This is a genomic window from Myxococcus sp. CA056, assembly GCF_013336715.1.
Taxonomy (GTDB): Bacteria; Myxococcota; Myxococcia; order Myxococcales; family Myxococcaceae; genus Myxococcus; species Myxococcus llanfairpwllgwyngyllgogerychwyrndrobwllllantysiliogogogochensis.
The window spans coordinates 362,298-388,797 of sequence record NZ_JABUMT010000001.1; the positions used below are offsets into that span (position 1 = coordinate 362,298).

Consider the following 26,500-nt stretch of genomic DNA (forward strand, 5'->3'; position numbering starts at 1 on the left):
CCCCACGCGTCCTGGGGGCGCGGTGAACCCGACAGGGAGACTGGCCGAGCCCGTCCCCTCGGGGGGATGCTTTCCCGCATGGAATCCACGTTCGTCCCATGGCTCGCGCTCCTGGGCACGGTGCTCTTCGTCGTGGTCGTGCTCACCCTCGCCGCCAGGGACAAGCGTCGGCAACGCAAGGCGTGGCTCGTCTTCGCGACGCGGAGAGGCTGGAGCTTCACCCAGTCCAAGGACTTCATGGAAGTGCAGGGGCTCCACCAGGACCGGCAGCTCTCCCTGCTCACCGAGGTCCGCGGCCAGAACCAGGGCTCGTACCACGTGATGGTGCTGCGCCTGGACGTGAGCGACGTGGTGCCCCAGGAGCTGCACCTGGAAACCGAGGGGCTGGGCGACAAGTTCCTGAAGCTGTTCAGCGTGCGCGACGAGGAGCTGGGTGACGTGGCGCTGGATTCGGCGCTCAACCTGAAGGGCCTGTCGCCGGAATCGCACGCCCTGCTCACCACGCCCCAGGTGGGCGAGCACCTGCTGCGCGCCCACCGTCACTACCAGCGCTTCTCCATCGTCGCGGGACTGCTGGAGGCGGAGCACCGGGGCGTCCCCGCATCCACCTCGGCGCTGGAGACCCACATCGCTCCGGCGCTCGCCCTGGCCGACACCCTGATTCAGGCCGCCAGGCGAGCACCGGTGCTCAAGGCACGCAGCCGTCAGGCCTGACGGCGACGTCGGCGCGACATCGCCAGCGCGGCCAGGGCCACCCACGCGAGCGAGCCCACCGGGGCGGCGCCACAGCCGCAGCCGTCATCCTCCCCCGGCAACTGAGGGCTGGGGCCAGCGTCGGGCTGCGAACCCGCATCGGGCTGCGAACCCGCGTCAGGTGACACGCCAGCGTCCGGCTCCGAGCCGGCATCCGGAGGCCCCTGCGGCACCAGCGTGCAGTCACCGTCACCGGCGCACACCTTCACCTCGACCTCGTGCCGCTTCCCCGAGGTGTCCACCACCGCGAACTTCACCAGGTGGCCACCGGGCGCCAGGTCCGTCGTGTCCCAGCGGTTGTGCTCGCCGCCGAAGTGGAAGTGATTGTCCGTGCGCTCGTCGGCGTACCGCCGCACTCCGTCGACGAAGAACTCCGCGCGCGTGCAGCCGTAGTCGTCGATGCAGTCGCCGTAGAACTCCGAGAACGCACCGGACACGCGCTCCTCCGCCGTGGGACGCGTGAGGACCGCGCGGGGCGCCTCGTCCTCCTTCACGGTGATGGAGAAGGTCTGCGTCGCATCCGGGGACACGGTGTTGGCCACGCGCACCTCGACGGGCACCGTCATGACCGTGGTGGGCGTCCAGGAGATGAGGCCCGTGGCCGCGTCGATGGACATCCCCGGCGGCGAGGTGGTGAGCGTGTACGTGGGCACCGGCCTCGCGCGCGCCTCCACATCGTAGCGATACGGGTTGCCCACCACCGCGGTGAGGGGAGCCGTGGAGGTGATGACGGGCGCCAGCGGCTCGTCATCCGCCTCGGTCACCGTCACGGCGCGCGAATCCAGGCCCGTCGCCGACACGGTGAAGGTGGCGACGCCATCCGCGTTGTCGGCGTCCGAGGCGGCGCTCAACGTGACGGTCTGCGGCGTGCTCCAGTTGGACGTCGTGAAGGTGAGCGCGGCCCCGGACTGCACGGTGAGGTCCGTGTCGCCCGCGGTGCGCGCCACCGTGACGCTCACGTTGCTCGCGGGCGCGCGGTTCATCGACACGTCGAACGTCGCCGTCCCGCCCTCGTTGATGCTCACGTTGCTGGACGAGAGCACGAACTGCGCGGAATTGTCCTCGATGGTGGTCGCGAGCACGGACTCGGAGGTCAGCCCGCTGGACGCCACGGTGAAGGTGGCCGTGTCCACGACCGCGTCCGCGTCCTCCAGCGCCTCAATCGTCACGACGCGCGGAACGTTCCAGTTCCCCGGCGTGAAGGTGAAGGTGGAGACACCTGACAGGCGCAGGTCGGTGCTGCCGCCCGCCGCCCTGAAGGCATCCACCACGACAGGGGCCGTGGGAGCCTCCGCCAGCCGCACGGTGAAGGTGGCCCGGCCTCCCTCCACGACGCGCGGGTAGAGTCCGGTCACCACCAGGCGCTGTCCGGGAGCGTTGGGCACGATGCGGCGCAGACGCCCGTTGGTGACGCCGATGGTGTACAGCGCGCCGTCGGGTCCCACCGTCGCGTCGACATACGAGCTGAACTCCGTCCCCCACAGGTCCACCGTCGCCACGGTGTTGTCCTGCGCCAGCGTGGCGCGCGCGAACTTGCCGGAGACATAGTCACCGAAGAAGTAGTTGCCGCGGTACTCGGCTGGGAAGAGCGTGGAGTCGTAGAAGACGCCGCCGTTCAGGCAGGCCCCCAGGGCCTGGGTCTTCGCGGTGCCACCGCCGCTGCCGACATCGGGCAAGCCCGTCTGCGTCAGCGTGAAGGTCGTCGCGCTGGGGACGCTGGCGACGTAGAAGTCCCCGTTGAACGAAGCATCCGACACGCCCTCGATGGTGAGCTTCTCGCCCTTGCGGAAGCCGTGGTTGCCGGTGGTGGTGAAGGTGGCGATACCGCCCGCGCGCGCGGCGCCCGTCGCGGTGAGGGTGCGCGTGTCGATGTTGTTGGTGCGGTACTTGATGACGGGGGTGATGTAGTCGTTGCCGGCCGGCTGGTTGTTCTCATAGTCGTTGTAGCCCGCGTGGTTGCGCCGGTTCACCACGAAGGTCTGCTCGTAGCCGTCGCCCACCACGTTGACCCAGAGCAGGCCGGTGCTCGGCTGGAAGGTCAGCGTGAACGGATTGCGGACGCCTCGGGCCCAGATGTACTCGTTGTTCGGCCCCACGCCGTCGTTGAACGGGTTGTCGTTGGCGGGCGTGCCGTCGCGGTTGGCCCGGCTCACCTTCGCCGCCATCGACGTCAGGTCCGCATCCACACCCGTGCCGTTGCCCAGGTCGCCCACGGCGAAGTACAGCTTGCCGTCCGGCCCGAAGCCGATGCCACCGCCGTCGTGATTCTCTCCGCGAGTGGGCAGCCGCGAGACAATCACCGTGCGCGCCGTGCCCGTGCCGTTGGAGTCCGTGTAGCGGACAATCTGCTGCTCCGACGCGGAGACGGTGACGAAGATGTAGACGTAGCGGTTGACCGTGAAGTTCGGGTCGAACGCGATGCCGATGACGCCACACTCACTGTTGGTGTGAACGACCGGCTCCGTCGCGAACAGGCTCGTCACCAGCGCGGTGCCGCCTGGCGTCGTCGTCTGCGGCAGGCCGCTCTCCGTCGAGACCACCCGGATGGCCCCCGACTTGATGGTGATGAACAGGCGCCCCGAGCCATCAGGGGCCCACGCCATGCCCGTGGCCTGATTCAGGGTGCTCGACTGGAAGACGGTCTCGGTGAAGCCGGTGGGTACGGCGGCCCAGACTGGCGCTGCGAGCAATAGAAGCAGAATCAAGAGTTGGCGCATGGCCCGGAAGATACAGCACCGGGCACGCGCACCCCGTCCGTCAACTGAACCGAATGCGTCGTGCGAGTTCGCACGCTCACCGATTTCTTTCAGCGAGGCTGTGGCCTTCACTCCCAGGTGGCGCCACGACACGGAGCTTTCCGCCGAGACACCTACCAGTCCGCGCGGGTGACTCGATACATGACGGCGGAGCTGAGGGGACAATCGAAGAGCCGCTCGAAGGCATGACTCCGTGCGCGCAGCAGATGCTCGGCGGGACTCTCTCGACGCACGCTCACCCAGCGCGGCCGGAGGGCGCGGAGCTTGTCGAGGTACACGCCGTCATTGCCCTCGTGGTTGACGTACTCGACGCGATTGCGCAGGTCGTCCGTCCAGTACTCGCCAAGGAAGGACGTCGCGCTGTCGTACGCCACCACGTCACCGGGGCGCAGCTCCTGCTCGCGCAGGTGCATCGCCTCCAGTGGCCACAGCCAGCCAATCTGCAACCGGAGGCGGTCCTCGTCTCGCACGTCCGGGGTGGCGCGCGGCCCCAGCGTGGGCAACACCCGATAACCCACGGAGGCCTTCGCGAAGGACGCCACGCAGAGAAAGGCCGCGAGGGCGGACAGCGGCGCCTGGAGATAGCGCGTGCCCACCTGTCGGTGCAGCACGGCGAACGCGACCAGCCCCGCGGCGGGAAGCCCCAGCGTGAAGCGGCCCCACCACGCCGCGGGAACCAGCACCGCCAGGCCCGCGAGCAGCGGCAGCGACAACCGGAACCAGCGCTCACGACTGAAGAGGGCCGACGCGCTCACCCACAACAGCACGGGCAGGAGCAGGTACGGAAAGAGCCAGCCAAAGGCGCGCTCGCGCACGTCGGGCCAGTACATCCCCTCGCGCGCGCTCCAGTTGTCCACCATGCGCGCGAAGGCCCCGGGCGCGCCGAAGAACGCCGGCGGCCCGGCGATTTCCTCCGCGCCGATGGGGCCCGCCAGCTCACGCCCCAGCACCCGCATGCGCGCGGGCCAGAACGGGTTGCCGGTGCGCGCCGCGTTCTCCACGTACGTGGGTGCGCCCAGCCAGAGCAGCAGCAGGACCGCGAGCCCCGCCTGTCCCAGCGTCCGCCACCGCGCACCCTTCGCGCGTCGCAGGACGAGCACGCCTCGCAGCAGCAGCAGCGGCGACAGGAGCGCGAGGTGGAAGAGGCCCGTCACCTTGGTGCCCGCGTACAGGCCCAGCGCCAGGAGCGTCAGCGTGCGCGCGACGGGGCTCCAGTCCCGCTCGGTGAGGAAGTAGAAGGCGGTGATGAACAGCGCGCCGGCCACCACGTCGGCGTGCGAGGTGTGCAGTTGGAGGAACACCGCCGGCAGGGTGAGCCACATCGCGCCCAGCGAGGCGGCCAGCGCGGGGCTCGCGCTCGCCCGGCGACAGAGCGCGGCCACCGCGAGCGCCCCGAGCAGGCCGAAGGGAATCTGCGACAGGTCATCCAGCCGCGTGTGCCGGGGCAGCAGCACGTTCCAGACGGAGAGCAGCTCGGTGAGCTCAGGGTAGCCGTTGACGTACCAGACGGAGGTGTCCACCCAGGTGATGCTGCCCGTCTGCACCGCGTAGTTCGTCTTGGGGACGTGGTACCAGACGACGTCCCAGGCCCAGTTCGGGTAGTACCATGCGACGACGCAGGAGAGCACGAGCGCGCACACCGCTGGCAGCAGCGCCCAGGCGGCCAGCTCCTGGCGCCGATGGATGTCGCGCAAGAGGCGCACCGGAGCGCCCAGGTCGGCGCGCAGTCGGGCGAGCAACTCCGCGCCGCCGACGCGCAGCACGGCCACCGCGAGCATGGCCCCGTGGAGCACGAGCCCCGCGACGGCGAGTTGCACTCGGCCCAACTGCCCCGAGAGGCCCAGCCCCTGGACGCAGGTGAGGATGCTCGCGGCGCCGAACAGGAGCGCGGCCATCCAGCGCTCCAGCGTGGACCGCTCACGCAGGAGCGCGGCGGACAGCGCCCACGCGGCGGCCACCGCCAGCAAGGTCTCCAAGGTCCAGAGTAGCCAGCCCATGCGCGTGACTCAGCCGCCGACGGCGAGGGTGCGCTCGTACAACGCACGCACCCGCTCCGCCAGCTCCACCGCGTCCTCGCCCAGTGACTCCGGCGGCAGGGCCGGCAGGACTCGCACGCGCATGGACGCCCGCGCGTTCATCCAGGGCCCGTCTCCGTCGAGCAGTTGCGTCGTGCCCTCCACGACGATGGGCACCACCGGGACGTGCTCCTCCAACGCGAGCTGGAAGGCGCCGCGCTTGAAGGGCAGCCGCTGTCCACCCGTCGCATAGGTGCCCTCCGGGAAGATGAGGACGGGCATGCCCCGACGCAGCCACTTGCGACACGGGTCCAGCAACTGGTGCATGGCGCTGGACGAGCCCCGGACGATGGGCACGTAGGCCAGGAGCGTCATCATCCAACCCACCAGCGGCAGGTTGAACAGCGAGGCCTTCGCCACGAACTTGTACGGGTGGTTCAGCCCCATGACGGCGAGGATGTCCATGGCGGACTGGTGGTTGACCACGATGACACACGGGCCTTGAGGCAGGTGCTCACGGCCCTCGAAGCGCGTGCGCCAGCCTGGGGACAGGTGCAGCCACAGCCAGTGGCACCAGCCACACACCAGCCAGTGCAACATCCGGCGGTCCCGGTCGACGGGGAACGTGACGAGCAGCAGCAGCGCCCCCAGCGTGAAGAGCACGGGCGCCGTGAGCAGGAAGACGAGCCAGAACCAGACGGTGACGAGGTACTTCATCGCGGTGCACGGCGCAGCGGAAGGGGACTCTCGCGACAAGCCGGGGAGAGGTCGAGACGGACGCCCGGGCATATCACCTTTTGGCCCCCGCGACGTGCGCGGGACGCCCGCCCGCCTGGCGCTGCTATCATCCCGGCGCCCTGCCCCAAGTCCGGAGTACATGAGCCTCCCCACGCCCAGCAACCCACCGCTCCCTCGCTTCAAGACCGACTGGGAGCTGGCGTTGACCGCCGGCCTTGTCCTGGCCGCGGTGGCGGCGGGGGCGTACCACTGCGGCTACCTCGCCACGCCCGTCGTGGACGACGCCGCCATCTCCATCGCCTACGGCCACAGCTTCTTCGAGGGGGCGGGGCTGCGTGTCACGCCTCACTCGCAGCCCGTGGAGGGCTTCTCGAATCCCCTGTGGACGCTGCTGCTGGGGCTGAGCCAGCCCCTGGGCCTGGCGCCCGAAACGTACGCGCACTCGCTGGGCATCATCCTGGGTCTGCTGGCGCTGCCCCTCTTCGCGCTCTGGGGGCCTGTCTCGGAGCGCCGCCGTCCGCGACTGGAGGACGTCGCGGCGCCCTGGGTGGCCGCGACCAGCCCCATCTACATGACGTGGATTTCCAGCGGCATGGAGACCGGACTCCAGGCCCTCCTCCTGGCCACGGCCGGCGTCCTGCTCCTGCGCGAGCTGCGCACGGGCCGGGGCGCGAGCGCGGGTCTGGCGCTGGCGCTGCTGTGCCTCACCCGCCCCGAGGGACTCCTCTACCTGCTGGGCGCCGGCCTCTTGTGGTTGACGCACCGGACCCTGGAGCGACGCTGGACCGGACGACAGGCGCTGGGCATCGCCTGCTGGCTGCTGGTGCTGGTGGGCGGATGGTACGCGGTGAGGTGGGCCTACTTCGCGGACCTGTTCCCCAACACCTACTACGCCAAGCGCTTCTGGAAGCTCGACGGAAGCAAATATCTGAAGGACTACCTCCACCTCTCCCTCCCGCTGGTTCAGCTCGCCCTGGCAGGCGCCGTGCTGGGGTTGATGGGAGGCGTGGCCTCCGCGAGGAGCGCGGCGCTCGGCGCCCTCTTCCTGGCTGCGGGTGGGTTCTTCGCATGGCGCTCGGGTGACTGGATGCGCGAGTGGCGCTTCATCGCGCCGCTGGTGCCCTTGCTGGGCGTGTGCATGGCGTCAGGTCTGTCGGGCGTGCGTGCGCGCGCGGCGGCGCTGACCACGCGCGGTGAGCGCTGGCGCTGGCCCGCGCGCATCGGCTTGGGCGCCGTGGGAGTGGCGGCCCTCTGGCTGGGTCTTCCAGGCCTGAGAGAGGCGACGCTGCGCGCGCCTCGCATCAAGGCATCCCCGGAGCTGCCCTTCCAATACGTCGCCAGTCACTACGTGGGCGTGAAGCGGCTCGCCGCCGAGCTGGGTCAACTCCGGCCGCTGGTGGCGGCACCGGACCTGGGCGGGCAGGCCATGGTGCTCCGCGAGGCGGAGCTCGTCGACGTGGCGGGACTCGGCGACTATGCCATCGCGCATCACTCGGGCAATCCCCAGGCCCTCTCGGACTACCTCCTGTCGGAAGGGCCCCCCTTCCTTCTCGACTCACACGGCCCGAGCCACTACCTGGCGAGACTGCCCGGACTGATGCCGAACTTCCGGCATATCGGCGGGACGGAGTGGCAGCTCATCGGCCTGTCGGCCACGGAGGACCCTCGCTGTCCGGGAGGAAAAAGCGCGGCGCTGGCGCCGGACCGAGAAGCACTGACACGCCTTCTCGAGCAGGACATCCGGGACGGCGAAGCGGAACGGGGCCTGAAGCGCTGGCGCTGCGTGCTCACGTACAAGCCGTCGAGCGAGTTGCCCTCGCCCGTGGAGCGCGAGCGACTCGCGGACCTGGCCACGGAGCGTGGAGAAGCCCTGGAGGCGGACGAGCAGCGCATGCCCGCGCTTCGGCTCTATTCGCTGGCCACCTTGCTGGACGAGGGCAATGCCCACCGACGCCGGAGAACGGAGTTGCTGCGCGCCCAGGTGTTTCCACCGCCCCCGGGCATCTGAACCCGGGTCGCTTCACCCGGGGTTCCAGAAGGCAGACGCCGTGGATGAGAGGGATTCGGGGGCACGTACTCGCCGTGTCTCGGCCCATGCGATGTATTGCCCCCGGCAGGGCAAGCTGATACCGGGCGCGCCCTATGACGAAGACCCCCTGGCGCGCACTCGCGCCATTGCTGCTGTGCTGCCTGTTCACCACCGCCGCCTGCACCACCGAGGGCCCCACCGGAACCCAGGGTCCGCAAGGTCCCCAGGGCCCCCGAGGTCCCGAGGGCGGTCCGCCGGGTCCTCGGGGAGAGCAGGGGCTCCAGGGCGCCCAGGGGCCCAAGGGCGACACCGGTGAGCGCGGGCCGCAGGGCGTTCAGGGCGCGCAAGGCGTTCGCGGCGAGACAGGCTCCACGGGGGCACAGGGTCCGCAGGGAATGGAAGGGCCTCGCGGCGTGGTGGGTCCCCAGGGAGTCCAGGGCCCCAAGGGCGACACAGGGGCGCAGGGACCGATGGGGCCCATGGGCCAGGCGCCCCAGCTCTGCACGCCGGGCGAGTCCTTCTGCGAAGGGACCTCGCTGTGGTCCTGCACGCGCACCGGCACGGATGCGGTGCTGGGCATGAAGTGCGAGGGAGATGGCACGGCCACCAATCCCATGGGCTGCTTCACGACCGGCTGCAACGGGAACGCCGCCGCGTGCTGTCGCACGGTGAAGCCCACCTGCCACTGGAACCTGACCAGCCCCAGCTCCACGGGCGTGTTCTACGAAGCCAGCACCTACTCCACGACGCCCACCACCGGTGAGTGGTTCTGCTCGCCGCCGACGTACTGCGCCACGGACGACGGCTTCGACGTGAGCCTCACCCACTTCACCTCCCGGGCTCCGACGTGCGGAGTCGCCTTCACCGGGGTGAGCTTCCGCATCAAGCGTCCCCTGCCGGCGCCGGGAACCGTCTACACGCTGCCGGACTCCCGGGTGACCAGCATAAGACTCAACAGCCAGCTGCCCACCTCCGCGTGCGGCTCCTGGACGGGGCGCCTCACCTGGAACTCCGAGGTCCCCACCTGGAGCGTGAGCCTCGACCTCACGTGCTCGGAGACGGGCAAGAGCCACATCCGGCTCGTGGGCACCTTCGGCGGCGACCGCTGAGTCCGCGCCAGGGTCGCCACGCACGGTCCTCCCTCGACAGAGCGTGGCGACTCCGGAGGCCCGCCGTTAGAGCAGGCCCCGCGAGGCGCTCTTTCGGACGCTCCAGACGTCACGCGCACATCACTGCGCGCACTCTGGCTTGCCGCGAGGCAACGAGAGCGGCGTAAGGTGGCCCCGCACGAAGGCACTCGGAGGAGGCAGCGGAATGGACGCGCAGGGCCTGCACATCGAGACGCATCCCCGAGAGGGAGACCCGCTGCTGCGCGCCACGCGCCCGGACCCATGCACGGTGGTGCTCTTCGGCGCGACGGGAGACCTGGCGCAGCGCAAGCTGTTCCCCGCCCTCTTCGAGCTGGCGCGCGCCAACCTCCTGCCGGACCACTTCTCCGTCGTCGCCTTCAGTCGCTCGCAGCTCGACGACGAAGCCTTCCGCGACCACGTGAAGGAAGGGCTGCGGAAGTTCGCGCGCACGCAGCCGCTCGACGAGGCGACGTGGCAGAAGTTCGCCCCGCGCCTGGAGGGCATCTCCGGCGGCTATGACGACGCGGAGTCCTTCAAGCGCCTGCGCGAGCGGCTGGAGCAGGTCGCCAAGCGCCAGGGCACCGAGGGCAACCAGCTCTACTATCTGGCCACGCCCGCCTCCACCTTCCCCCAGATTCTGCACAGCCTGGCCGGCGCCGGGCTGCTCAAGCGCGAGGAGCATCCGCAGGCGAAGCCCTGGCGGCGGCTCGTCATCGAGAAGCCCTTCGGTCACGACCTGGAGAGCGCCCGCGAGCTGAACCGCGAACTGGCGGCGGTGCTGGACGAGAAGCAGATCTTCCGCATCGACCACTACCTGGGCAAGGAGACCGTCCAGAACATCCTGGTCTTCCGCTTCGCCAACGCCATCTTCGAGCCGCTGTGGAACCGCAACCACATCGACCATGTGGAAATCACGGCGGCGGAGGCGATTGGCGTGGAGGGCCGCGGCGGCTTCTACGACGAGACGGGCGTCATCCGGGACATGGTGCAGAACCACCTGCTCCAGGTGCTCGCGCTGTGCGCCATGGAGCCACCGGTGTCCTTCGGCGCGGAGGACATCCGCGACGAGAAGAACAAGGTGTTCCGCGCGCTGCGCCCCGTGGAGGGCAAGGAGGTGGCGCGCGCCGTGGTGGCCGGTCAGTACGAGGGCTACCTCAAGGAGAAGGGCGTCAAGCCCGACTCGCGCACGCCCACGTACGTGGCCATGAAGCTCAGCGTGGACTCGTGGCGCTGGGAGGGCGTGCCCTTCTACCTGCGCGCGGGCAAGGGCCTGAAGAAGCGGATGACGGAGGTGTCCATCCACTTCAAGTCGGTGCCCATCGGCCTGTTCTCCGGCGAGGGCGCCACCTGCCAGCGGCTGCAGCCCAACGTGCTCACGCTGCGGATTCAACCCCAGGAGGGCATCGCCCTCTCCTTCGAGTCCAAGGTGCCCGGAGAGGACGTCAACATCGCGGGCGTCACCATGGACTTCAACTACGAGGAGAGCTTCCAGAAGCCCGTACCGGAGGCGTACGAGCGGCTGCTCCTGGACTGCATGCGCGGCAACGCCACCCTCTTCGCGCGGCAGGACAGCGTGGAGCAGGCGTGGGCCTACGTGACGCCCATCCTCCAGGCGCTGGAGTCCGGCGAGGGCGGCACGGTGCACTCCTACGCGGTCGGCAGCACCGGCCCCCAGGCCGCCTCCGCTCTGCTGGCCCGCGACGGGCGGCGGTGGACGCAGCTATGAGCGCGCTGCCTCCACGCATCGTCCCGCCGGAGAACCTGGCGCGCGCGGCCGCCGAGTGGATGGCTCGGTCGCTCCAGACGTCGCTCGCGATGAACCGGCGGGTGAGCCTGGCCCTGTCGGGTGGAGGCACGCCGGGCCCCGCGTACCGGGAGCTGTCCCGGCTGACGCTGCCGTGGGAGCGGGTGGACCTCTACTTCGTGGACGAGCGCTTCGTTCCGCCGGACCACCCGGACAGCAACTACCGCATGGTGGAGGAGACGCTGGTGGCTCCGCTGCGGCTGTCGCCGTCGCAGGTGTTCCGCATGGAGGGCGAGCGCGGGGACCGCGAAGTCGCCGCGCGCGAGTACGAGGCGAAGCTGCCGCCGGTGCTGAACGTGGTGTTGCTGGGGATGGGAGAGGACGGGCATACGGCCAGCCTCTTCCCTGGCCACCCGGCGCTGGAGGAGCAGAGCCGGCGCGTGCTGTCCGTGGTGGGCCCCAAGCCGCCGCCCTGGCGGATGACGCTCACGATGCCGACGCTGCTGTCAGCGAGCGCGGTGCTGATGCTGGTGGCGGGCGCGGGCAAGCGGGAGACGGTGCACCGGGCGCTCGCGGGCGACCCGGCGCTTCCGGCGGCCCGGGTGACGAATGCGCAGTGGATGTTGGACTCCGCCGCCGCGGGACGGTGAGCGGGCCTTCTCGGAGGATGCATGAGTGCGGCAGCGAGCGCCCAGGCGGGCGCGCAGTTCGGCGTGGCGGGAATGGGCGTCATGGGCGCGGCCCTGGCCCTGAACATCGCGGACCACGGCTTCCGGGTGACGGCGTGGGACCGGCATCCGGAGCGCATCGACGAGATGCACCAGAAGCACGGGCATCCGGAGCTGAAGGGCACCGCGTCGATGGAGGAGTTCGTCTCGCGGCTGGAGCGCCCCCGGCGCATCCTGCTGATGGTGACGGCGGGCGCGGCGGTGGACCAGATGCTGGAGCGGCTCTTCCCGCTCCTGTCGCCAGGCGACGTCATCATGGACGCGGGCAACTCCTGGTTCCTGGACACGCGCCGGCGCGAGGAGCTGTGCAAGTCCAAGGGGCTGCACTTCCTGGGCGTGGGCGTGTCCGGCGGCGAGGAGGGCGCGCGTCACGGCCCGTCCATCATGCCCGGCGGCCCGACGGAGGCGTACGCGCTGGTGCGTCCGGTGCTGGAGGCCATCGCCGCGCGCACCGATGAGGGCCTGTGTGTCACGCACGTGGGGCCGGATGGCGCGGGCCACTTCGTGAAGATGGTGCACAACGGCATCGAATACGCGGACATGCAGCTGCTCGCGGAGACGTACGACGTGCTGCGCCGGGGCCTGGGCCTGTCGGCGGAGGGCGTGGCGGACCTCTTCGCGCAGTGGAACCAGGGCATCGCCGAGTCCTTCCTCTTGGAGACCAGCATCAAGGTGCTGCGCAAGAAGGACGCGGAGACGGGCAAGCCGCTGGTGGACCTGGTGCTGGACAAGGCCGGGCAGAAGGGCACGGGCAAGTGGACGGTGCAGGTGGCGCTGGATTTGGGCGTGCCGGTGCCCTCCATCGCCTCCGCGCTGGATGCGCGCAACCTGTCGTCGATGAAGGACCAGCGCGTGGCGGCGAGCCACAAGCTCAAGGGCCCCTCGGAGGCGCTGTCCTCCGAGGAGAAGGCGCAGCTGGCGGCGTGGGCCCATGACGCGCTGTATGCGGCGCGGGTGGTGACGTACGCGCAGGGCATGCGGCTCATCCAGGCGGCGTCAGACGAGTACAAGTGGAACATCTCCCTGGCGGAGATGGCGCGCATCTGGCGAGGCGGCTGCATCATCCGCGCGAAGCTGCTCACCCCGCTGCGGGAGGCCTTCACCCGCCAGCCGGAGCTGCCCAACCTCCTCGTCTCGGACGCCTTCGCGCCGGTGCTCGAGAAGCTGTCGCCGTCCTGGCGCAAGCTGGTGGGCGCGGCGACGAAGCTGGGCATCCCCGTGCCCGTGTTCAGCTCGTCACTGGCGTACCTGGACAGCTACCGCAGCCCGGAGCTGCCGCAGAACCTCACCCAGGCCCAGCGTGACGCCTTCGGCGCGCACACGTACCAGCGCCGGGACAAGCCCGACGCCGGCTTCGTGCACTCGGACTGGAACAGCTGACAGCGCTTCGGAGCCGGGGTGATGTCCTCACCCCGGTTTCGGCGGCGTGGCGCGCAGCTCCGCGCGGCGAATCTTGCCGCTCACCGTCTTGGGCAATTCGGAGACGAACTCCACCTCGCGCGGGTATTTGTACGGCGCCGTCGTCCGCTTCACGTGCTCCTGGAGCTCCTTCGCCAGCTCGTGTGACGGCGTGAAGCCCGGTGCCAGCACCACGTACGCCTTCACGCGCTGGCCAATCTTGTCGTCCGGCACGCCAATCACCGCCGACTCCGCCACCGCCGCGTGCTCCAGCAGCGCGGACTCCACCTCGAACGGGCCCACGCGGTAGCCGGACGTCTTGATGACGTCGTCCGCGCGGCCCACGAACCAGAAGTAGCCCTCCGCGTCCCGCACCGCCCTGTCCCCGGTGACGTACCAGTCCCCCCGGCGGCAGGCCGCGTTGGCCGAGTCGTCCCCCACGTACTCCTGGAACAACCCCACCGGCCGCTCCGGCGCCACGCGCACCGCGATGTCGCCCTCCTGTCCGTCCTTCACTTCCTGCCCCGTGTCGTCGATGACGCCCACGGTAAAGCCCGGGGACGGCTTGCCCATGGAGCCCACGCGCGGCTCCACCGAGGGGAACATGCCCACCACCACCACCGTCTCCGTCTGCCCGTAGCCCTCGCGGATGTGCAGCCCCGTGGCCGCCTTCCAGGAGTCGATGACCTCCGGGTTCAGCGGCTCGCCCGCGCTCACCGTGTGGCGCAGGGACGACAAGTCGAAGGCCTTCAGGTCCTGGAGCACCAGCGAGCGCCACGCGGTGGGCGGCGCGCAGAAGGTGGTGACGCGCTGGGACTCCAGCAGCTTGAGAATCCTCCCCGCGTCGAAGCGACCCCGGAAGTCGTAGACGACGTTGCACGCGCCCTGACTCCACGGGCCAAAGAGCTTGCCCCAGGCACACTTGGCCCAGCCCGTGTCACTCAGCGTCAGGTGGCGGTCCTCCGGCGTCAAATCCAGCCAGTACCGCCCGGTAATCACGTGGCCCAGGCCGTAGCTCGCGTGCGTGTGCAACACCATCTTCGGCATGCCGGTGGTGCCGGACGTGAAGTAGATGAGCAGCGGGTCCTCCGCGCGCGTGGCGGCGAAGGGCTGGCCATGCGCGCCGGTGCCCACCGTGCCTGCCTTGTAGGAGACCCATGGCTCGGGGGCGCCATCGCCCACCGCCACCCAGGTCTCCACGCGGCCGGTGCCCGCGAGTCCCTCGAAGCGGTCCAGGCAGCTCACGTCGGCGATGACCGCGTTGGCGTCCGCCGCCACCAGTCGGTAGCGGATGTCCTTGACGGTGAGCATGGGCGTGCCGGGCATGAAGACGATGCCCACGCGGATGCAGCCCAGCACCAGGAACCACCACTCCGGCACCCGGGGCATCATGATGAAGACCCGGTCGCCCTTCTTCAGCCCCAGGCCCGCGAGGAACTGCGCGGCGTGAATCGAGCGCTGCCGCACGCCCTGCCACGTGAAGCGCTGCTCGCGGCCGGACTCGTCGGACCACAAGAGCGCCAGCGACTCCGGACGCTCGGTGGCGTGCCGGTCCACCACGTCGGTGGAGAAGTTGAAGTGCTCGGGCCGCTCCCATCGGAAGTCACGGTGGGTGGCCGCGTAATCGCTCATGTTGCGGGGCGCGAACTCAGGCATGCGGGCGAGCCTGCCACGCACCCCAAGGACACCGCGCTCACACCGTGCGGCGTTCGCACGGTGGACAACAGCGCGACGCGCCCTACAAAGACGAAGGGGCCGGCCCTGATGGACCGACCCCTCGACACCTCAGCGCGGACGCCGCGTCGTCCTCAGTTCAGCTCCATGCACGGGACGATGTTGCCCAGCCCGTTGCACGTCAGCATCGCGTCCATCAGCTGCTTCTCCGCCAGCGCCGTGTGGCCGGCGGCCAGCTCGCGGCGGATGCTCTCACGCTCGGCCAGCAGGTGCAGCCACGGGTCCGGCGTGCCCTCGGCGAAGCCGCGCAGCGCGCTCAGCGCCGTGCCGTCCACCACCGCGCTCCCCGTATGCACCAGCGCCCCGAAGTAGATGTCCCGCTCCCCCGAGCGGCGCAGCGACTCCAACAGCGCCGTGGCGTCCTTCTTCGTCTCGCGCTCCCTCAGGAGCCCCGCATACCCCTGCGCCAGCGGCGCCCTCGCGGCGAAGTCCCGCGTCGCCACCTGCCGCACGTAGTCCTGCAGCACCGAGCCGCCCCCCAGCGTGTCCAGCTCCTTCGCGAGCGGAAACAGCGCCTCCACGCCCTCCTTCGAAGTCACCGTGCGGACCGCCTCGTACAGCGCCGCGCGCGCCACCACCGGCCGCTGCGCGAGCTGCTTCGCGTCCCAGGGCGCCTCCCCCGTCAGCGTCAGCCACGCGTCCGTCACCTGCCGCCGCCACCGCACCCGCTCCTCCGCCAGTTGCGTGCGCAGCTCCGCCGCCATCCGACGCGCCTCCGCGCTCCAGCCCTCCTCACCCAGCGAGGCCACGGTGTCGAACGACGCCGCCGCGCGGTCCAGCAAGTCCCTCTCCCTCAGCACCAGCGCGCGGTTCCACAGCGCCTGCGCATGGTTCGGGTTCTGGCGAAGCGCGCTCGTCAACAGCCCCAGCGCCTCCTCGTACCGCTGCCGGCTCAGCGCCACGACCGCCTGGTCGTTCGCCTTGTCCGCCGACTCCGGCTCACGCCCGAGGAACGCCTCCGCCTGCTGCCAGTCCCCGCGCAGCGCATACGCCGCGGCGATGCCCCGGAAGTCGTGCCGCTCCTCCAGCTCCGCCAGCGGCCGAAGCGGCAACATCTCCGACGCGTGACTGGTGCCGCGCATCGGGCTGTACGGAAGGAAGCGGTCCGCCTTCGGGTGGCTCAGCCGCGCCTCGAACGTGCGGGAGTCCGCGCTCGCCAGCCATACCGCGTCCGGAATCTGGGGCGGCTCCTGAAAGCGGAACACCCCCACCGCGGCCAGGCCCGCCGCCAGCGCCAGCGGCACCGCGGTGCGGTAGACCTTCTGGAGCCTGGCCCGCAGCGGCACCACCTTCGCGGACACCGGCTCGGCCACCTCCACCGGCTCGGCCACCGGAGCAGCGCCCCCCAGCGCCCGCGCCGCGAGCAGCTCCAGTTGCAGCAAGTCCCTCAGTCCCGATTCGCACTCAGCGCACCGCGTCAGGTGCTGCCGGAAGGCCTCACCCTCCGTGGCGGAAAGCTCTCCGTCGACGAAGAGGTGCAGTCGGTTGTTGGTGCATGGCGTCGTCATGAGCTCGTTGCCCCCCGCTCCCGGGCCACCGCTACCTGTGGCAGCAGCAAGTCCTTCAGGTCCCTGCGTGCCAGGGTGAGCCAACTGCCCACCGTGCCCACGGGAACGTTGAAATGCTCGGCGATGGCGTTGTAGCGCTTGCCCTCCGCATGCAGCCGGTAGGCGTCGCGCAGGTGCGGCTTCAGCCGCTCCACCGCTTTCTGGAACTCCTCGGTGCTCACCAGCTCCCAGTTCTCCTGGGCCTCCCCCTGCGCCACCCCCTCCTGCACCAGGGCAAGGTGTGGCATCCCCCGCGACTCCGTCCGCTGCCTGCGGCAGTAATCCAGGAAGCGGTTGGTCATCGTCGTGCACAACCACGCCGCCGCCGCCGCGTCCGTCCGGTCCTTCAACGCCTCGAAGTCCTGCATCGCCCGCTCGAAGGCCTCCTGGACCAGGTCCTCCGCCTCCAGGCTCGAACGGGCGGACAACCGGCGCGCCAGACCCAGAAGACTGGGCCGGTGCTGTCGGATGAACGCCTCAAAGCGCCTCCGCTCCCGGTTGAAGAGGTTTGCCATGTTGTCCTACATGCTCGCGCGGCAGGTTTCCCAGTCAAAGACGCGAAGGCGCCCGATCCTTGAGAAAAAAGCGCAAGGGCACAGACAAGGAAATGCCCGGAGGGGGGTCATTCCCGTCCGGGCATTGGATCTCAGCGGGGGGTGCGGGCCCCGCCGCCGGTCGGGGAAGCGGCCTAGCGGAGCTCCGGAGCGGAGGCCAGGGCGGGGGTGGACGGCATCGGTAGGGGCTTGCGCTCGCGCTGCACCCCCACCTCGGTGGCGCAGTCCACGTAGTTGTTCTTCACGTGGGCGTCCGCGGCACTCGACTCGACGACCTTCGCACTCGGGGACTGCTTGGAACCGGGCGTCATGCCTCGCTCCTCGTGCTGGGATACAGGCAGCACGTACAAGTTGCTGGTGGATGAAACTTTGAAACTGTCGCCGTCCTTACCATGCTCCGGTGCGGTTCCGTGAGAGGCAGGGGGGTGGATTGAGTCGTGAAATCCAAGGATTTCCAAATGAGCGCGGATACGTCCCGGTTGGCATTGGAGTGGCAAGTCTGGCTGGTGGAGAACCTCGCGCTGGGGGTGACGCGGGAGGAGGCCTGTCGCGCGTTGATGGGCGTGGGGGTGGGTGAGGACGTGGCGCGGGAGGAAGTGGCGCGCGTGGAGGCGCATCCCTTCTTCCAGGCGTGTCAGCGGTTGGGGCGCCGCTACGGCTGGCTGGAGTCCGTCATGGATGTCTACAGCACGCTGCACCGGCAGTCGGGCGGGCACGCGGCGCTGGAGCGGCGGGAGGGACTGTCCGCGGACGAGTTCTTCACGCGCTACTACTTCGGCCACCGGCCGGTGGTGCTGACGGGGTTGATGAAGGACTGGCCCGCGCTGGAGCGCTGGACGCTGCCGTACCTGGCGGAGCGCGTGGGCGACGCGGAGGTGGAGGTGATGACGCGGCGGGAGTCGAACCCGGACCACGCGCCCGAGCCGGAGAAGCACCGCGAGGCGATGCGCTTTCGCGACTACGTGCACCGCGTGGCGACGGGGGGCACGACGAACGACTACTACATGGTGCCGCGCAACGAGAACTGGCAGCGCGACGGCTTCAAGCCCCTGCGCGACGACGTGCGCGCGCCCCAGGGCATCATCGACGCGGAGCTCCGCCCGGACATGATGACGCTGCTCTTGGGCCCGGCGGGCACCGTCACCCCGCTGCACCACGACAACATGAACGTGATGCTGGCGCAGGTGATGGGGCGCAAGCACATCAAGCTCATCCCCTCCTTCCAGCGCCACCTGATGTACCCGCGCTATGGGACGTTCAGCCACGTGGACGCGGCGCGCCCGGACGCCGAGCGCTTCCCGCTGTTCTCGGAAGCGCACGTGGTGGAGGCCGTGCTGGAGCCCGGAGAGCTGGTCTTCATCCCCGTGGGCTGGTGGCACTGGGTGCACGCGCTCGACGTGAGCGCGTCCGTCACGTTCCACCACTTCCTCGTGCCCCAGGGGAACACGTACCTGCCCACGCCGCTCTAGCGGCGCGTGCTCAGTCGGACGTCTCCACCAGCAGCACGTGGTGCGTCCAGCCGTTGCGGGCATCGCGCGCGAGCCACTTCTGTCGCTCGTCGCGCAAGGCCACGGCGGGCGCGGTGCCGCCGCGGATGCGCTGGCGCACGCCGTCGAAGAAGCGGCCCGCGGCGTCGGGGATGTCCACGGTGGAGGCGAGCACCGCGCGCGCGCCCGCCTCGATGAACGCGGCCGGCAGGCTGAAGGGCTCATGGGTGGTGGTGGAGGCCAGCCGCCCCGCGCTGCACGCCGCGAGGAAGACGAGCGGCGCGCCCGCCAGCTTCTGCTGCCGGACGATGTCCGCCGTCAGCGCATAGCGGCCGTTGCCCTCGGGCGTCAGCACCACCAACGCGGCGTCGGAGAGGACCGGGTCGCTGATGCCGTGCGCGTGAATCTCGATTTCCGTCGCGTCCGACATGCCGGAGAGCACGCGCGAGGGCGTGGCGTCCGGGCCCGACAGCAGCTCCAGCGCCGTGGACTCCGTCTCGGTCGACGGCGTCCACGGGGGCAGCCGGGGCAGTTGCAGGAGCGCGGGCGCCTCCACGCTGGAGACCACCAGCCGCCGGGACGAGGGCGCGCCGCCAGGAGGCGGGACGGTGCGGCCCATGCGGAAGCTCCAGGGCTGGTCCGAGGGCAGCAGGTCCGTGCGCCCGAAGACAGGGGCCCAGGCCAGCACGTCCACCTGGGGGCAGCCTCGCAGCGCCTGCCGCACCCGCTCGGGAATGAGCTGCGCGCTGGGGCTCTCGGCGAAGGGCGCCTTGCGGTCTCCCTGGTAGTCGCCCACCAGCTCGCCGTCCGGTCCGCGCGCGACGGCCACGGAGCGCTCGCTGTGCACCGCTGCGGCCAGCGCGCACTTCGCGGGCACCTGCGTCTCCAGCTGCGCGGCCATCAACTCCAGCACCCGCGCCCAGTCGCCGGTGCGCCCCGCATCGGTGACGAGCGAGGAGTAGCTCAGCGTCCACGACTCGCGCGCCAGCACGTCGGTGGACGGCAGCTTCCGCGCGTCCTCGATGGCGCGCGTGAGCAACTCCACGCCCCGCTCATGCTCCCGGTCCAGCGCGAAGCGGCCCTCGATGTAGCGCGCGTACACGGCGTCGCCGGGTATCGGGTTGTTGACCCGCGCGACGTCGAACACGTGGCGCAGCCGCTCCGCGTCCTTCGGGTCCGGACGCGCGCGCGCCATCTCCGCGAACGTCGCGCCGAACATCAGGTCCAACGGCGCCTGGGGGCACGCGGCGGCGGCGGCCAGCGCGTCACGCGCGGCCTCCGGACGCAGCGCCAGGTAGGACGTGTGGGCCCGATTGATGTTCGGCCAGTAGCAGGGGTCGATGCGACCGCCGCGCGCGGACCACTCCTCCACATAGGCGAGCGCGCTGGAGAAATCGCCGCGGTCCCTCGCGATGTGGTTGAGGTTCTCCAGCGCCGTCAGCTCCAGGTCCCACTCCTGGAGCTGGCGCGCCCAGGACCAGGCGGTGCGCGTGTGCTGCTCGGCCTCCGTCAGCCGCCGCAGGTCCGCGTAGAGGATGCCCAGGCGGCCCTCCAGCTCCACGCAGCGCACGGAGAAGGCGCCCTCGCGGCAGCGCTGGAGCGCGTTGAACAGGCGCTGCTCGGCCTTCCACCACTCCCCGTCCGCCACCTCCTTGCGGGCCCGCTCGCGCTCCAGATAGAGGCTGAACCAGGAGTCCTGGTCGCGCTGGGTTCGCGACTCCAGGTCCGGCAGGTAGCGCAGCGCGGCCTTGTTGTGCAGCGCCAGCCCGACGAAGAGGTCGTCCTCACTGGAGGCGCGCACCATCTCCACCAGCGACTCCGGCGCGGCGGCGCGCTTGCGCACCGCCTCCGCGTAACTCCGCGACAGCTCACCCCGGCGGGCGAAGTCGCGGGACGACACGCGCGTCACATAGTCCCCGAGCGAGGAGCCGCCCTGGATGCGGTCCAACTCCCGCGCCAGCGGCATCAGCGCCAGCACGCGCTCCTTCGACGGCGCCGCGCGGACCACGTCGTAGAAGTGCTGCCGGACGACCCCCGGACTCTGACGCGCTTCCTGGAGGGGCAGCGGCGCCTTCGCGTCGTCCATCAGCGCCAGCGTCGCGTCGCGCGCGCCGCGCCACTTCCTCGCCCGCTCCAGCGTCTCCTCGCGCAGCGTCAGCGCGTGCGCCTTCGCCTCGCGACTCCATCCCTGCTCACCGAGCGCGGCCACCTTCTCGAAGGTCTCCGCCGCCTTCATGGTGAGCCCCATGTCGCGCAGCACCAGCGCGCGGTTCCACAACGCCTGCGGGTGCTGGGGCTTCGTCGCCAGCACGCCATCCAGCAACCTCAGCGCCTGCTCGTGGGCTCCCTTCGCCAGGTGCACGGCGGCCAGATCGCTGTCGCGGTCCGGGGATGACGTCATCCGCTCCAGGAAGGAGCCGGACTGGTTCCACTCGCCCTGCAGGCCGTACGCGGCGGCGATGCCCGCCCAGTCGCCCTCCTCCTCCAGCCGGGCCAGCTCTTTCAACGGAATGGGCTCGGGAGGAATGAGACAGCCACCCGCGGAGACGCGCGGACGGTAACGGTCGGCTTCCGGGTAGGTGAGGCGGGCCTCGATGCGCGCGGACGCCCGGCGCTCGGCCCAGAATCGCGTCTCCACTCCGCTCCCCCCGGACGGTGTGCGCGCGAGCAGGAAGGTGACAACGAGCACGGGCGCGGCCAACGCCAGGACCAGGGCCTTGTCGTACGTCGACTTCAACATGCTGCCCCCTCGGGCGCCTCCCCCAAGCAGCCGCCCACGCGTTGGGTTCTACACCAACCCTCCTGCCTCCGCCGACTTTCGACGGAAAGCAGACACCCCTCCCCCAGGGTGCGGACGTTCGGGAGTCCACGTCCGTCTCGTACGAACGGACATGCCGCCGAATCCTCGGCACCGGTGACGCAGGTCCGGATCTCCCATGCAACGGCGGACGTGCGGGACGACGGCGCGTCCCCAGGCCGTGGAGCATGCGAGCACGACACGACGCGAGGTGGCCCGCGCACCCACCCGCGACGCGGCGCTCCATCCCCCCAGAATCACTGCGCGATGCGGCAACCGGCGAGCGAGCACGAAAGCGCCGTGCCGCTTCACTCCCCACCGGGCGAACGGACGAGGGCGCGCACCCCTGGGGGTTGGCAGCCAGTCATGAGCGGGAAGTAGCACGCCCGGCCGGGTGTCCCCATGCGCCAACCCGGAATGAAAGGACCTCGTTTGACCGCATTCCTTCGACTCGCCGCCCTGGTGTTGCTGGTTCCCTCACTCGCCTCCGCGGAGGTGGTGTGGAAGGGCGACTTCGAGACCGGAAACATTTCGCAGTGGACGCGCTCGCAGAGCGTCTCCAACAGCCGTCTTCAAGTGGTGACGGACATGGTGCGCGAAGGCCGCTATGCCCTGAAGGCCACCGTGCGCCAGGGCGATGACCCCATCGGCGCCAGCGGCAATCGCAACGAGTTGCTCTACATCAGTGAGGAGAAGGCGGGCTCCACGTACTTCTACAAGTGGAGCACGCTGTTCCCGAAGGACTACCCCCTGTCGGACGGGTGGCAGGTCTTCGCGCAGTGGCACCAGGAGGGCTGCTGTGGCTCGCCCCCGCTGGAGTTCTTCGTGAAGGGCGACCAGATGTTCCTGCGCGTGGGCGGCTCCGAAGGTCCCATCCCCTGGCAGGGCCCGCTCTCCCGGGGCTCGTGGCACGACTTCGTGCTCCAGGTGAAGTGGTCTTCCAACGCGAAGGTCGGCTTCGTGCAGCTCTGGCACAACGGCAAGCTGGCGCTGCCGAAGACGATGGGCGCCACGCAGTTCGGCAGCGAGATGAACTACCTGAAGCTCGGCCTGTACCGCGAGGACACCATCCAGCCCGAGGCGAGCGTGTACCACGATGGTTTCACCATGAGCACCGCGCTCGAGGACGTGATTCCCCCCGCGCCGGTGCCGGAGCCGACTCCCACGCCGACGCCCGTGCCGGAGCCGACTCCCACGCCGACGCCGGACCCCACGCCCACCCCCACCCCGACGCCCACCCCGCCTCCGGTCATCACCGTGCCCACGCTGCCCGGCACCGGCACGCCGAACGTCGGCGTGGTGAACAATCCTGGCGATGGCACCCACAACCCGATGTCCGACAGCGGCGCGCAGGGCTGTGGCGCGTCGGCCACGGGCGGCGCTCCGTTCGTCGCCGCCACCGCGCTCTTGGCCATGGCCACGCTGCTGAGCCGTCGTCGCAAGCCCGCGCAAGTCCGCGCCCCCCGGCGCTGAGATGAACCGGCGGACCTCTTCTCCGCCGCCTGGAAACACGAAAGCGGGTCCGTTCCTCGAGAGCGGACCCGCTTTTGTGTTTTCAGCGCGTGCGCGGCGCGAGCCGCCCGGACGTCAGTGAGCGCCCTCCACCTTCACGCCGGGATTGGCGCGCTGGAGGAGGAACACCAGCACCAGTGAGCACGCGAAGATGGCGGTGAGCACGGTGAAGTTGGCGTTGAAGGCCCGCACCAGCGCCTGCATGTTGATGCGCTGGCTGAACAGGCCATAGGCGGCGGCCAGGGGGTCCGTCACCCGCGCGGCCACCGTGGCCTTGAGGGCGGCGAGCTGCTCCTGGGTCACCTGGCTGTACGGGTCCACGTGCGACGCGAGCGCCGTGGTGTTCACCTTCGTCAGCCGGTTGAGCGCGCTGCTCATCCACGCGGTGCCGATGGAGCCTCCCAATTCGCGCGTCAGGTTGAAGAGCCCCGCCGCGTTGCCGCGCTGGTCCGGACGCAGATTGCTGAGCGCCATCACCGACAGCGGCACGAAGATGAAGCCCATGGAGCAGGCGCGGATGAAGACGGGTGTAATCAGCGCCGCCTCGTCCGCCGTGCTGCTCAAGTGGCCGTTGGTCCACAGCGAGAAGCACATGCCGACGATGCCCAGGCCCACCAGCCACCGCCCGTCCAGCTTGCCGCCGAACTTGCCGATGAGCGGCATCAACAGCACCTGGATGAAGCTGCCCTTGAGGAACACCAGGCCGATGTCGAGCGCCGAGTAGTGCATCACCGTGCCGCAGAAGAGGCTGAAGAGGAACGAGCCTCCGAACAGCGCCGTCCCGACGAGGAAGTTCACCCCCGTGGCCGCCGCATAGGAGCGGTTGGCGAACACCCTCAAATCCACCACCGGCTCGGGTGTCTCCAACTGGTGGACGATGAAGGTGATGAGCGCCACGCCCGCCACCACGGCGAGCACGGTGATTTTCATGCTGTCGAACCAGTCCTCGCGCGTGCCCTCCTCCAGCACGAACTGGAGCGCCGCCATGCCCACCGCGAGCAGGGCGATTCCCCACCGGTCCACGCGGGCCGTGGAGGGCGCGAAGTCCTCCTGCTTGATGTGACGCCACGCCATGAACGCGGCGAACAGGCCCACCGGCAGGTTGATGAGGAATATCCAGTGCCAGCTCGCCACCTCGATGAGCATGCCGCCCACCGTGGGCCCCAGGAGCGGCCCTGTCACCGCGCCCAGGCCGAAGAGCGCGCCGGCCATGCCGTGCTCCTTCTGTGGATAGCGCGCGAAGAGGATGGCCTGCGACGTGGGGATGATGGCGCCACCCCCCATGCCCTGGAGGATGCGGAAGGCCACCAGCGACGGCAGGTCCCACGCGAGGCCACACAGCACGCTGGCCGCGGTGAAGATGAGGATGGACGCGGTGAAGTAGCGCCGGAAACCAAAGCGCCGCTGGAGCCAGCCCGTCATCGGGATGACCACCACGTTCGCCATCATGTAGCCGGTGGACACCCAGGCAATCTGGTCCAACGGCGTGCCGAAGCTCGCGCGGATGTCGCTGAGCGCGACGTTGACGATGGAGATGTCCAGCACGGACATCAGCGCCGCGGCCATGGCGGCGATGGTGATGCCGGCCTTGGAGCCGGTGATGACGTCGCCCTTCACGACTAGTTGCTCCTCGTGTCCACGGTGACGACGGCGCTCATGCCCGGCTTGAGCGCCACCTGCGACTCACCGTCGAAGCGGATGAGCACGGGGATGCGCTGCACCACCTTCACGAAGTTGCCGGACGCGTTGTCCGGAGGCAACAGCGCGAAGCGCGCGCCGCTGGCGCCGGCCAGGCTGTCCACATGGCCCTTGAAGGCGTGGCTCCCAAAGGCATCCACCTCCACCTCCACCGGCTGGCCCGCCTTCATCTCGCCCACCTGGTCCTCCTTGAAGTTGGCCACCACCCACACGTCGTCCTGCGGCACCACCGCCATCAGCGGACGCTCCGGGCCCACCATCTGCCCCACCTCCACCGTGCGACGGCTCACCACGCCGTCCACCGGCGCGCGCACCTTCGTGTAGGAGACGGCCAGCTCCGCCAGATGCAGCGCCGCCTGGGCCTGCTTGAGCTTCGCGTCGGACAGCTTCACCGCCGCCTGCGCCGCCTGCACCTGCACCGGCCCCGTCTCCGCGGCGGCCAGCTTCCCCTGCGCCGTCTCCAGCCCACCGGAGGAGCCCTGCACCCCCGCCTGCGTGGAGGTCAGCCGCGCGCGCGCCACGTCCAGCAACGCCTTCGCCTGGTCATACGCGGACTGCCGCGCGTCCAGGTCCGCCTGCGTCACCGCGCCCTCCGCCTTCAGCGTCTTCACGCGCGTCATGTCCGCGTCCGCCAGCTTGAAGCGGGCCTCGGCCGCCGCCACGTCCGCGTGCGACTGGTCCAGCGCCGCCTTGGACGAGCTGATGCCGCTGTTCGCCTGCACCACACCGCCGCGCGCCTGGCGCAGGTTGGCGCCGGCATTGACCTCCGTGAGCGCCAGCTGCGACTGGGCGTTGGACGCCTGGGCCTCCGCGCTCAGCACGTCCGCGCGGGCCACCTCCAGCTTCGCGTCCAGGTCCGTGGAGTCCAGCTCGACGAGGACGTCGCCGGCCTTCACCGCCTGGTTGTCGCTCACCCGCACCTTGGCGACCATGCCGGAGACGCGCGGCGACACGTTGGCGATGCGGCCTTCCACCTGCGCGTCATCCGTGGACTCGTGGCCACGCGTCAGCACCCAGCGGGCGCCACCTCCCACCAGCGCCAGCGCGACGAGGGCGGGCAACACCTTCTTCGCTCGCGAGCGCGGCGCCGCGGGCTCCTTCACGACGGTGGGGAGGTTCTTCGGAACATCGTTGTCCTGCACATCCAGGGAGGGGGAAGCAGTGCTCATGGTGGTTCTCAAAGGTTCAGCGGGTCGATGATTTGGTGGCTAACCATCTGGACGCAGCGGCTCATCCGCCGAATCGGCAAAGGGGAATCAAGGGTTCAGGGGGTGGCTCACGGCTCCCGGAAGGCCGGGATGCCGGTGGAGACCTTGGCCAGCAGCTCGCGCAGGGTGACGCGTTCCTGCTCGTTCAACGGAGACATGAGCGCGGCGACGCGGCGGTAGTGCTCGGGGAGCATCCCTTCGAGCAGTTGCCGGGCCTTCGGCGTGAGGTGCACTGTGTACATGCGGCGGTCTTCCGGGTGGTCCTCCCGGGAGATGAGGCCGTCCTTCTCCAGCGTGTCGAGCAGGCCCGTCATGGTGGCGCGGCTCACACACGAGTTCTCCGCCAGCTCCGCCGGCGTGAGCCCTCGGCCGTCCTCCGCCTCGCTGGTGGAGAACAGCCGGACGAGCACGGTGAAGCGCCCCTTCGACAGCCCGTGTCGCGCCAGGCTGGCGTCGTAGGCGTCGGATAAATCGTTCGACAGGCGCAGCAGGGTGATGCACGTCTCCAGGCCGCTCGTGTCGAGCTGCGGGAAGCGCCGCGCCAGTCGCTGCAACCGCTCGAAGCGGGTGATGGGAGGAGGACTCACGCTCATCTCGATGCGCGGCGAAAAGATGCCGCCCCCAACTCGTAAGGCCCCTAACTAGTGGGCGCAATAGAAATCTGCGGGAGGG

At 70.0% G+C, this 26,500-nt stretch carries 19 protein-coding genes; 8 read left to right on the forward strand and 11 right to left on the reverse strand.

The window, feature by feature from the left end:
• Positions 1-78: 78 nt before the first annotated feature.
• Entirely contained in the window at positions 79-714 is a 636-nt protein-coding gene (locus tag HUA76_RS01475; RefSeq protein ID WP_174459783.1) for a hypothetical protein, read from the forward strand.
• Here the strand turns inward: HUA76_RS01475 and HUA76_RS01480 are convergent.
• The 3 genes from HUA76_RS01480 to HUA76_RS01490 form a co-directional block, all read right to left on the reverse strand.
• Positions 705-3,470, reverse strand: a complete 2,766-nt coding sequence (locus HUA76_RS01480; RefSeq protein WP_174459784.1) for a PQQ-dependent sugar dehydrogenase — start codon at positions 3,468-3,470, stop codon at positions 705-707. The two genes, HUA76_RS01475 and HUA76_RS01480, sit on opposite strands and share 10 nt — an antisense overlap.
• Positions 3,471-3,622: 152 nt before the next feature.
• Positions 3,623-5,506 (reverse strand): hypothetical protein, encoded by a 1,884-nt coding sequence (locus HUA76_RS01485; protein ID WP_174459785.1) that lies wholly within the window; start codon positions 5,504-5,506, stop codon positions 3,623-3,625.
• Between the two features lie 9 nt (positions 5,507-5,515).
• Entirely contained in the window at positions 5,516-6,241 is a 726-nt protein-coding gene (locus tag HUA76_RS01490; RefSeq protein WP_141643486.1) for a 1-acyl-sn-glycerol-3-phosphate acyltransferase, read from the reverse strand.
• A 160-nt stretch (positions 6,242-6,401) separates the two neighbouring features.
• On the opposite strand from HUA76_RS01490, the gene HUA76_RS01495 reads away from it, so the two are divergent.
• The 5 genes from HUA76_RS01495 to gndA all read left to right on the forward strand — a co-directional run bounded on the left by HUA76_RS01495 (position 6,402) and on the right by gndA (position 13,273).
• Positions 6,402-8,270 (forward strand): hypothetical protein, encoded by a 1,869-nt coding sequence (locus HUA76_RS01495; protein ID WP_174459786.1) that lies wholly within the window; start codon positions 6,402-6,404, stop codon positions 8,268-8,270.
• A 134-nt stretch (positions 8,271-8,404) separates the two neighbouring features.
• Entirely contained in the window at positions 8,405-9,400 is a 996-nt protein-coding gene (locus tag HUA76_RS01500; RefSeq protein WP_174459787.1) for a collagen-like protein, read from the forward strand.
• 205 nt (positions 9,401-9,605) lie between these two features.
• Positions 9,606-11,147 (forward strand): glucose-6-phosphate dehydrogenase, encoded by a 1,542-nt coding sequence (gene zwf, locus HUA76_RS01505; RefSeq protein ID WP_141643483.1) that lies wholly within the window; start codon positions 9,606-9,608, stop codon positions 11,145-11,147.
• Positions 11,144-11,815: a 6-phosphogluconolactonase gene (gene pgl, locus HUA76_RS01510; RefSeq protein ID WP_141643482.1), complete on the forward strand. Its 672-nt coding sequence runs from the start codon at positions 11,144-11,146 to the stop codon at positions 11,813-11,815. Before zwf ends, pgl begins: the two co-directional genes overlap by 4 nt.
• A 21-nt stretch (positions 11,816-11,836) precedes the next feature.
• Positions 11,837-13,273, forward strand: a complete 1,437-nt coding sequence (gene gndA / locus HUA76_RS01515; RefSeq protein ID WP_141643481.1) for an NADP-dependent phosphogluconate dehydrogenase — start codon at positions 11,837-11,839, stop codon at positions 13,271-13,273.
• 27 nt (positions 13,274-13,300) lie between these two features.
• Here the strand turns inward: gndA and HUA76_RS01520 are convergent, their stop codons facing one another.
• The 4 genes from HUA76_RS01520 to HUA76_RS01535 form a co-directional block, all read right to left on the reverse strand.
• Positions 13,301-14,947, reverse strand: a complete 1,647-nt coding sequence (locus HUA76_RS01520; RefSeq protein ID WP_174459788.1) for an acyl-CoA synthetase — start codon at positions 14,945-14,947, stop codon at positions 13,301-13,303.
• 152 nt (positions 14,948-15,099) lie between these two features.
• Positions 15,100-16,533, reverse strand: a complete 1,434-nt coding sequence (locus HUA76_RS46005; protein ID WP_141643479.1) for a tetratricopeptide repeat protein — start codon at positions 16,531-16,533, stop codon at positions 15,100-15,102.
• Positions 16,530-17,087, reverse strand: a complete 558-nt coding sequence (locus tag HUA76_RS01530) for an RNA polymerase sigma factor (protein WP_141643478.1) — start codon at positions 17,085-17,087, stop codon at positions 16,530-16,532. Before HUA76_RS01530 ends, HUA76_RS46005 begins: the two co-directional genes overlap by 4 nt.
• Before the next feature lie 173 nt (positions 17,088-17,260).
• Positions 17,261-17,437, reverse strand: coding sequence for a hypothetical protein (locus HUA76_RS01535; protein WP_174454481.1), 177 nt, complete (start codon positions 17,435-17,437; stop codon positions 17,261-17,263).
• Positions 17,438-17,584: 147 nt separating this feature from the next.
• On the opposite strand from HUA76_RS01535, the gene HUA76_RS01540 reads away from it, so the two are divergent.
• The gene (locus HUA76_RS01540) at positions 17,585-18,595 is read left to right on the forward strand and encodes a cupin-like domain-containing protein (protein ID WP_174454480.1); all 1,011 of its coding nucleotides are present in this window, start codon (positions 17,585-17,587) and stop codon (positions 18,593-18,595) included.
• Positions 18,596-18,605: 10 nt separating this feature from the next.
• Here HUA76_RS01540 and HUA76_RS01545 read toward each other — a convergent pair whose 3' ends face one another.
• Complete coding sequence (locus HUA76_RS01545; RefSeq protein WP_174459789.1) at positions 18,606-21,353, reverse strand: CHAT domain-containing protein; 2,748 nt, start codon at positions 21,351-21,353, stop codon at positions 18,606-18,608.
• A 489-nt stretch (positions 21,354-21,842) separates the two neighbouring features.
• Here HUA76_RS01545 and HUA76_RS01550 point away from each other — a divergent pair, with 489 nt between their 5' ends.
• On the forward strand, positions 21,843-22,883 hold the full coding sequence (locus tag HUA76_RS01550) for a polysaccharide lyase (protein ID WP_174454478.1): 1,041 nt from the start codon (positions 21,843-21,845) through the stop codon (positions 22,881-22,883).
• Between the two features lie 114 nt (positions 22,884-22,997).
• On the opposite strand, the gene HUA76_RS01555 is transcribed toward HUA76_RS01550, so the two are convergent.
• From HUA76_RS01555 to HUA76_RS01565, 3 genes are all read right to left on the reverse strand, one after another.
• Complete coding sequence (locus HUA76_RS01555; RefSeq protein ID WP_141643474.1) at positions 22,998-24,539, reverse strand: DHA2 family efflux MFS transporter permease subunit; 1,542 nt, start codon at positions 24,537-24,539, stop codon at positions 22,998-23,000.
• Positions 24,540-24,541: 2 nt separating this feature from the next.
• Positions 24,542-25,789 (reverse strand): HlyD family secretion protein, encoded by a 1,248-nt coding sequence (locus HUA76_RS01560; RefSeq protein ID WP_174459790.1) that lies wholly within the window; start codon positions 25,787-25,789, stop codon positions 24,542-24,544.
• Positions 25,790-25,896: 107 nt separating this feature from the next.
• Positions 25,897-26,421, reverse strand: a complete 525-nt coding sequence (locus tag HUA76_RS01565) for a MarR family winged helix-turn-helix transcriptional regulator (RefSeq protein ID WP_141643472.1) — start codon at positions 26,419-26,421, stop codon at positions 25,897-25,899.
• Positions 26,422-26,500 lie beyond the last annotated feature (79 nt).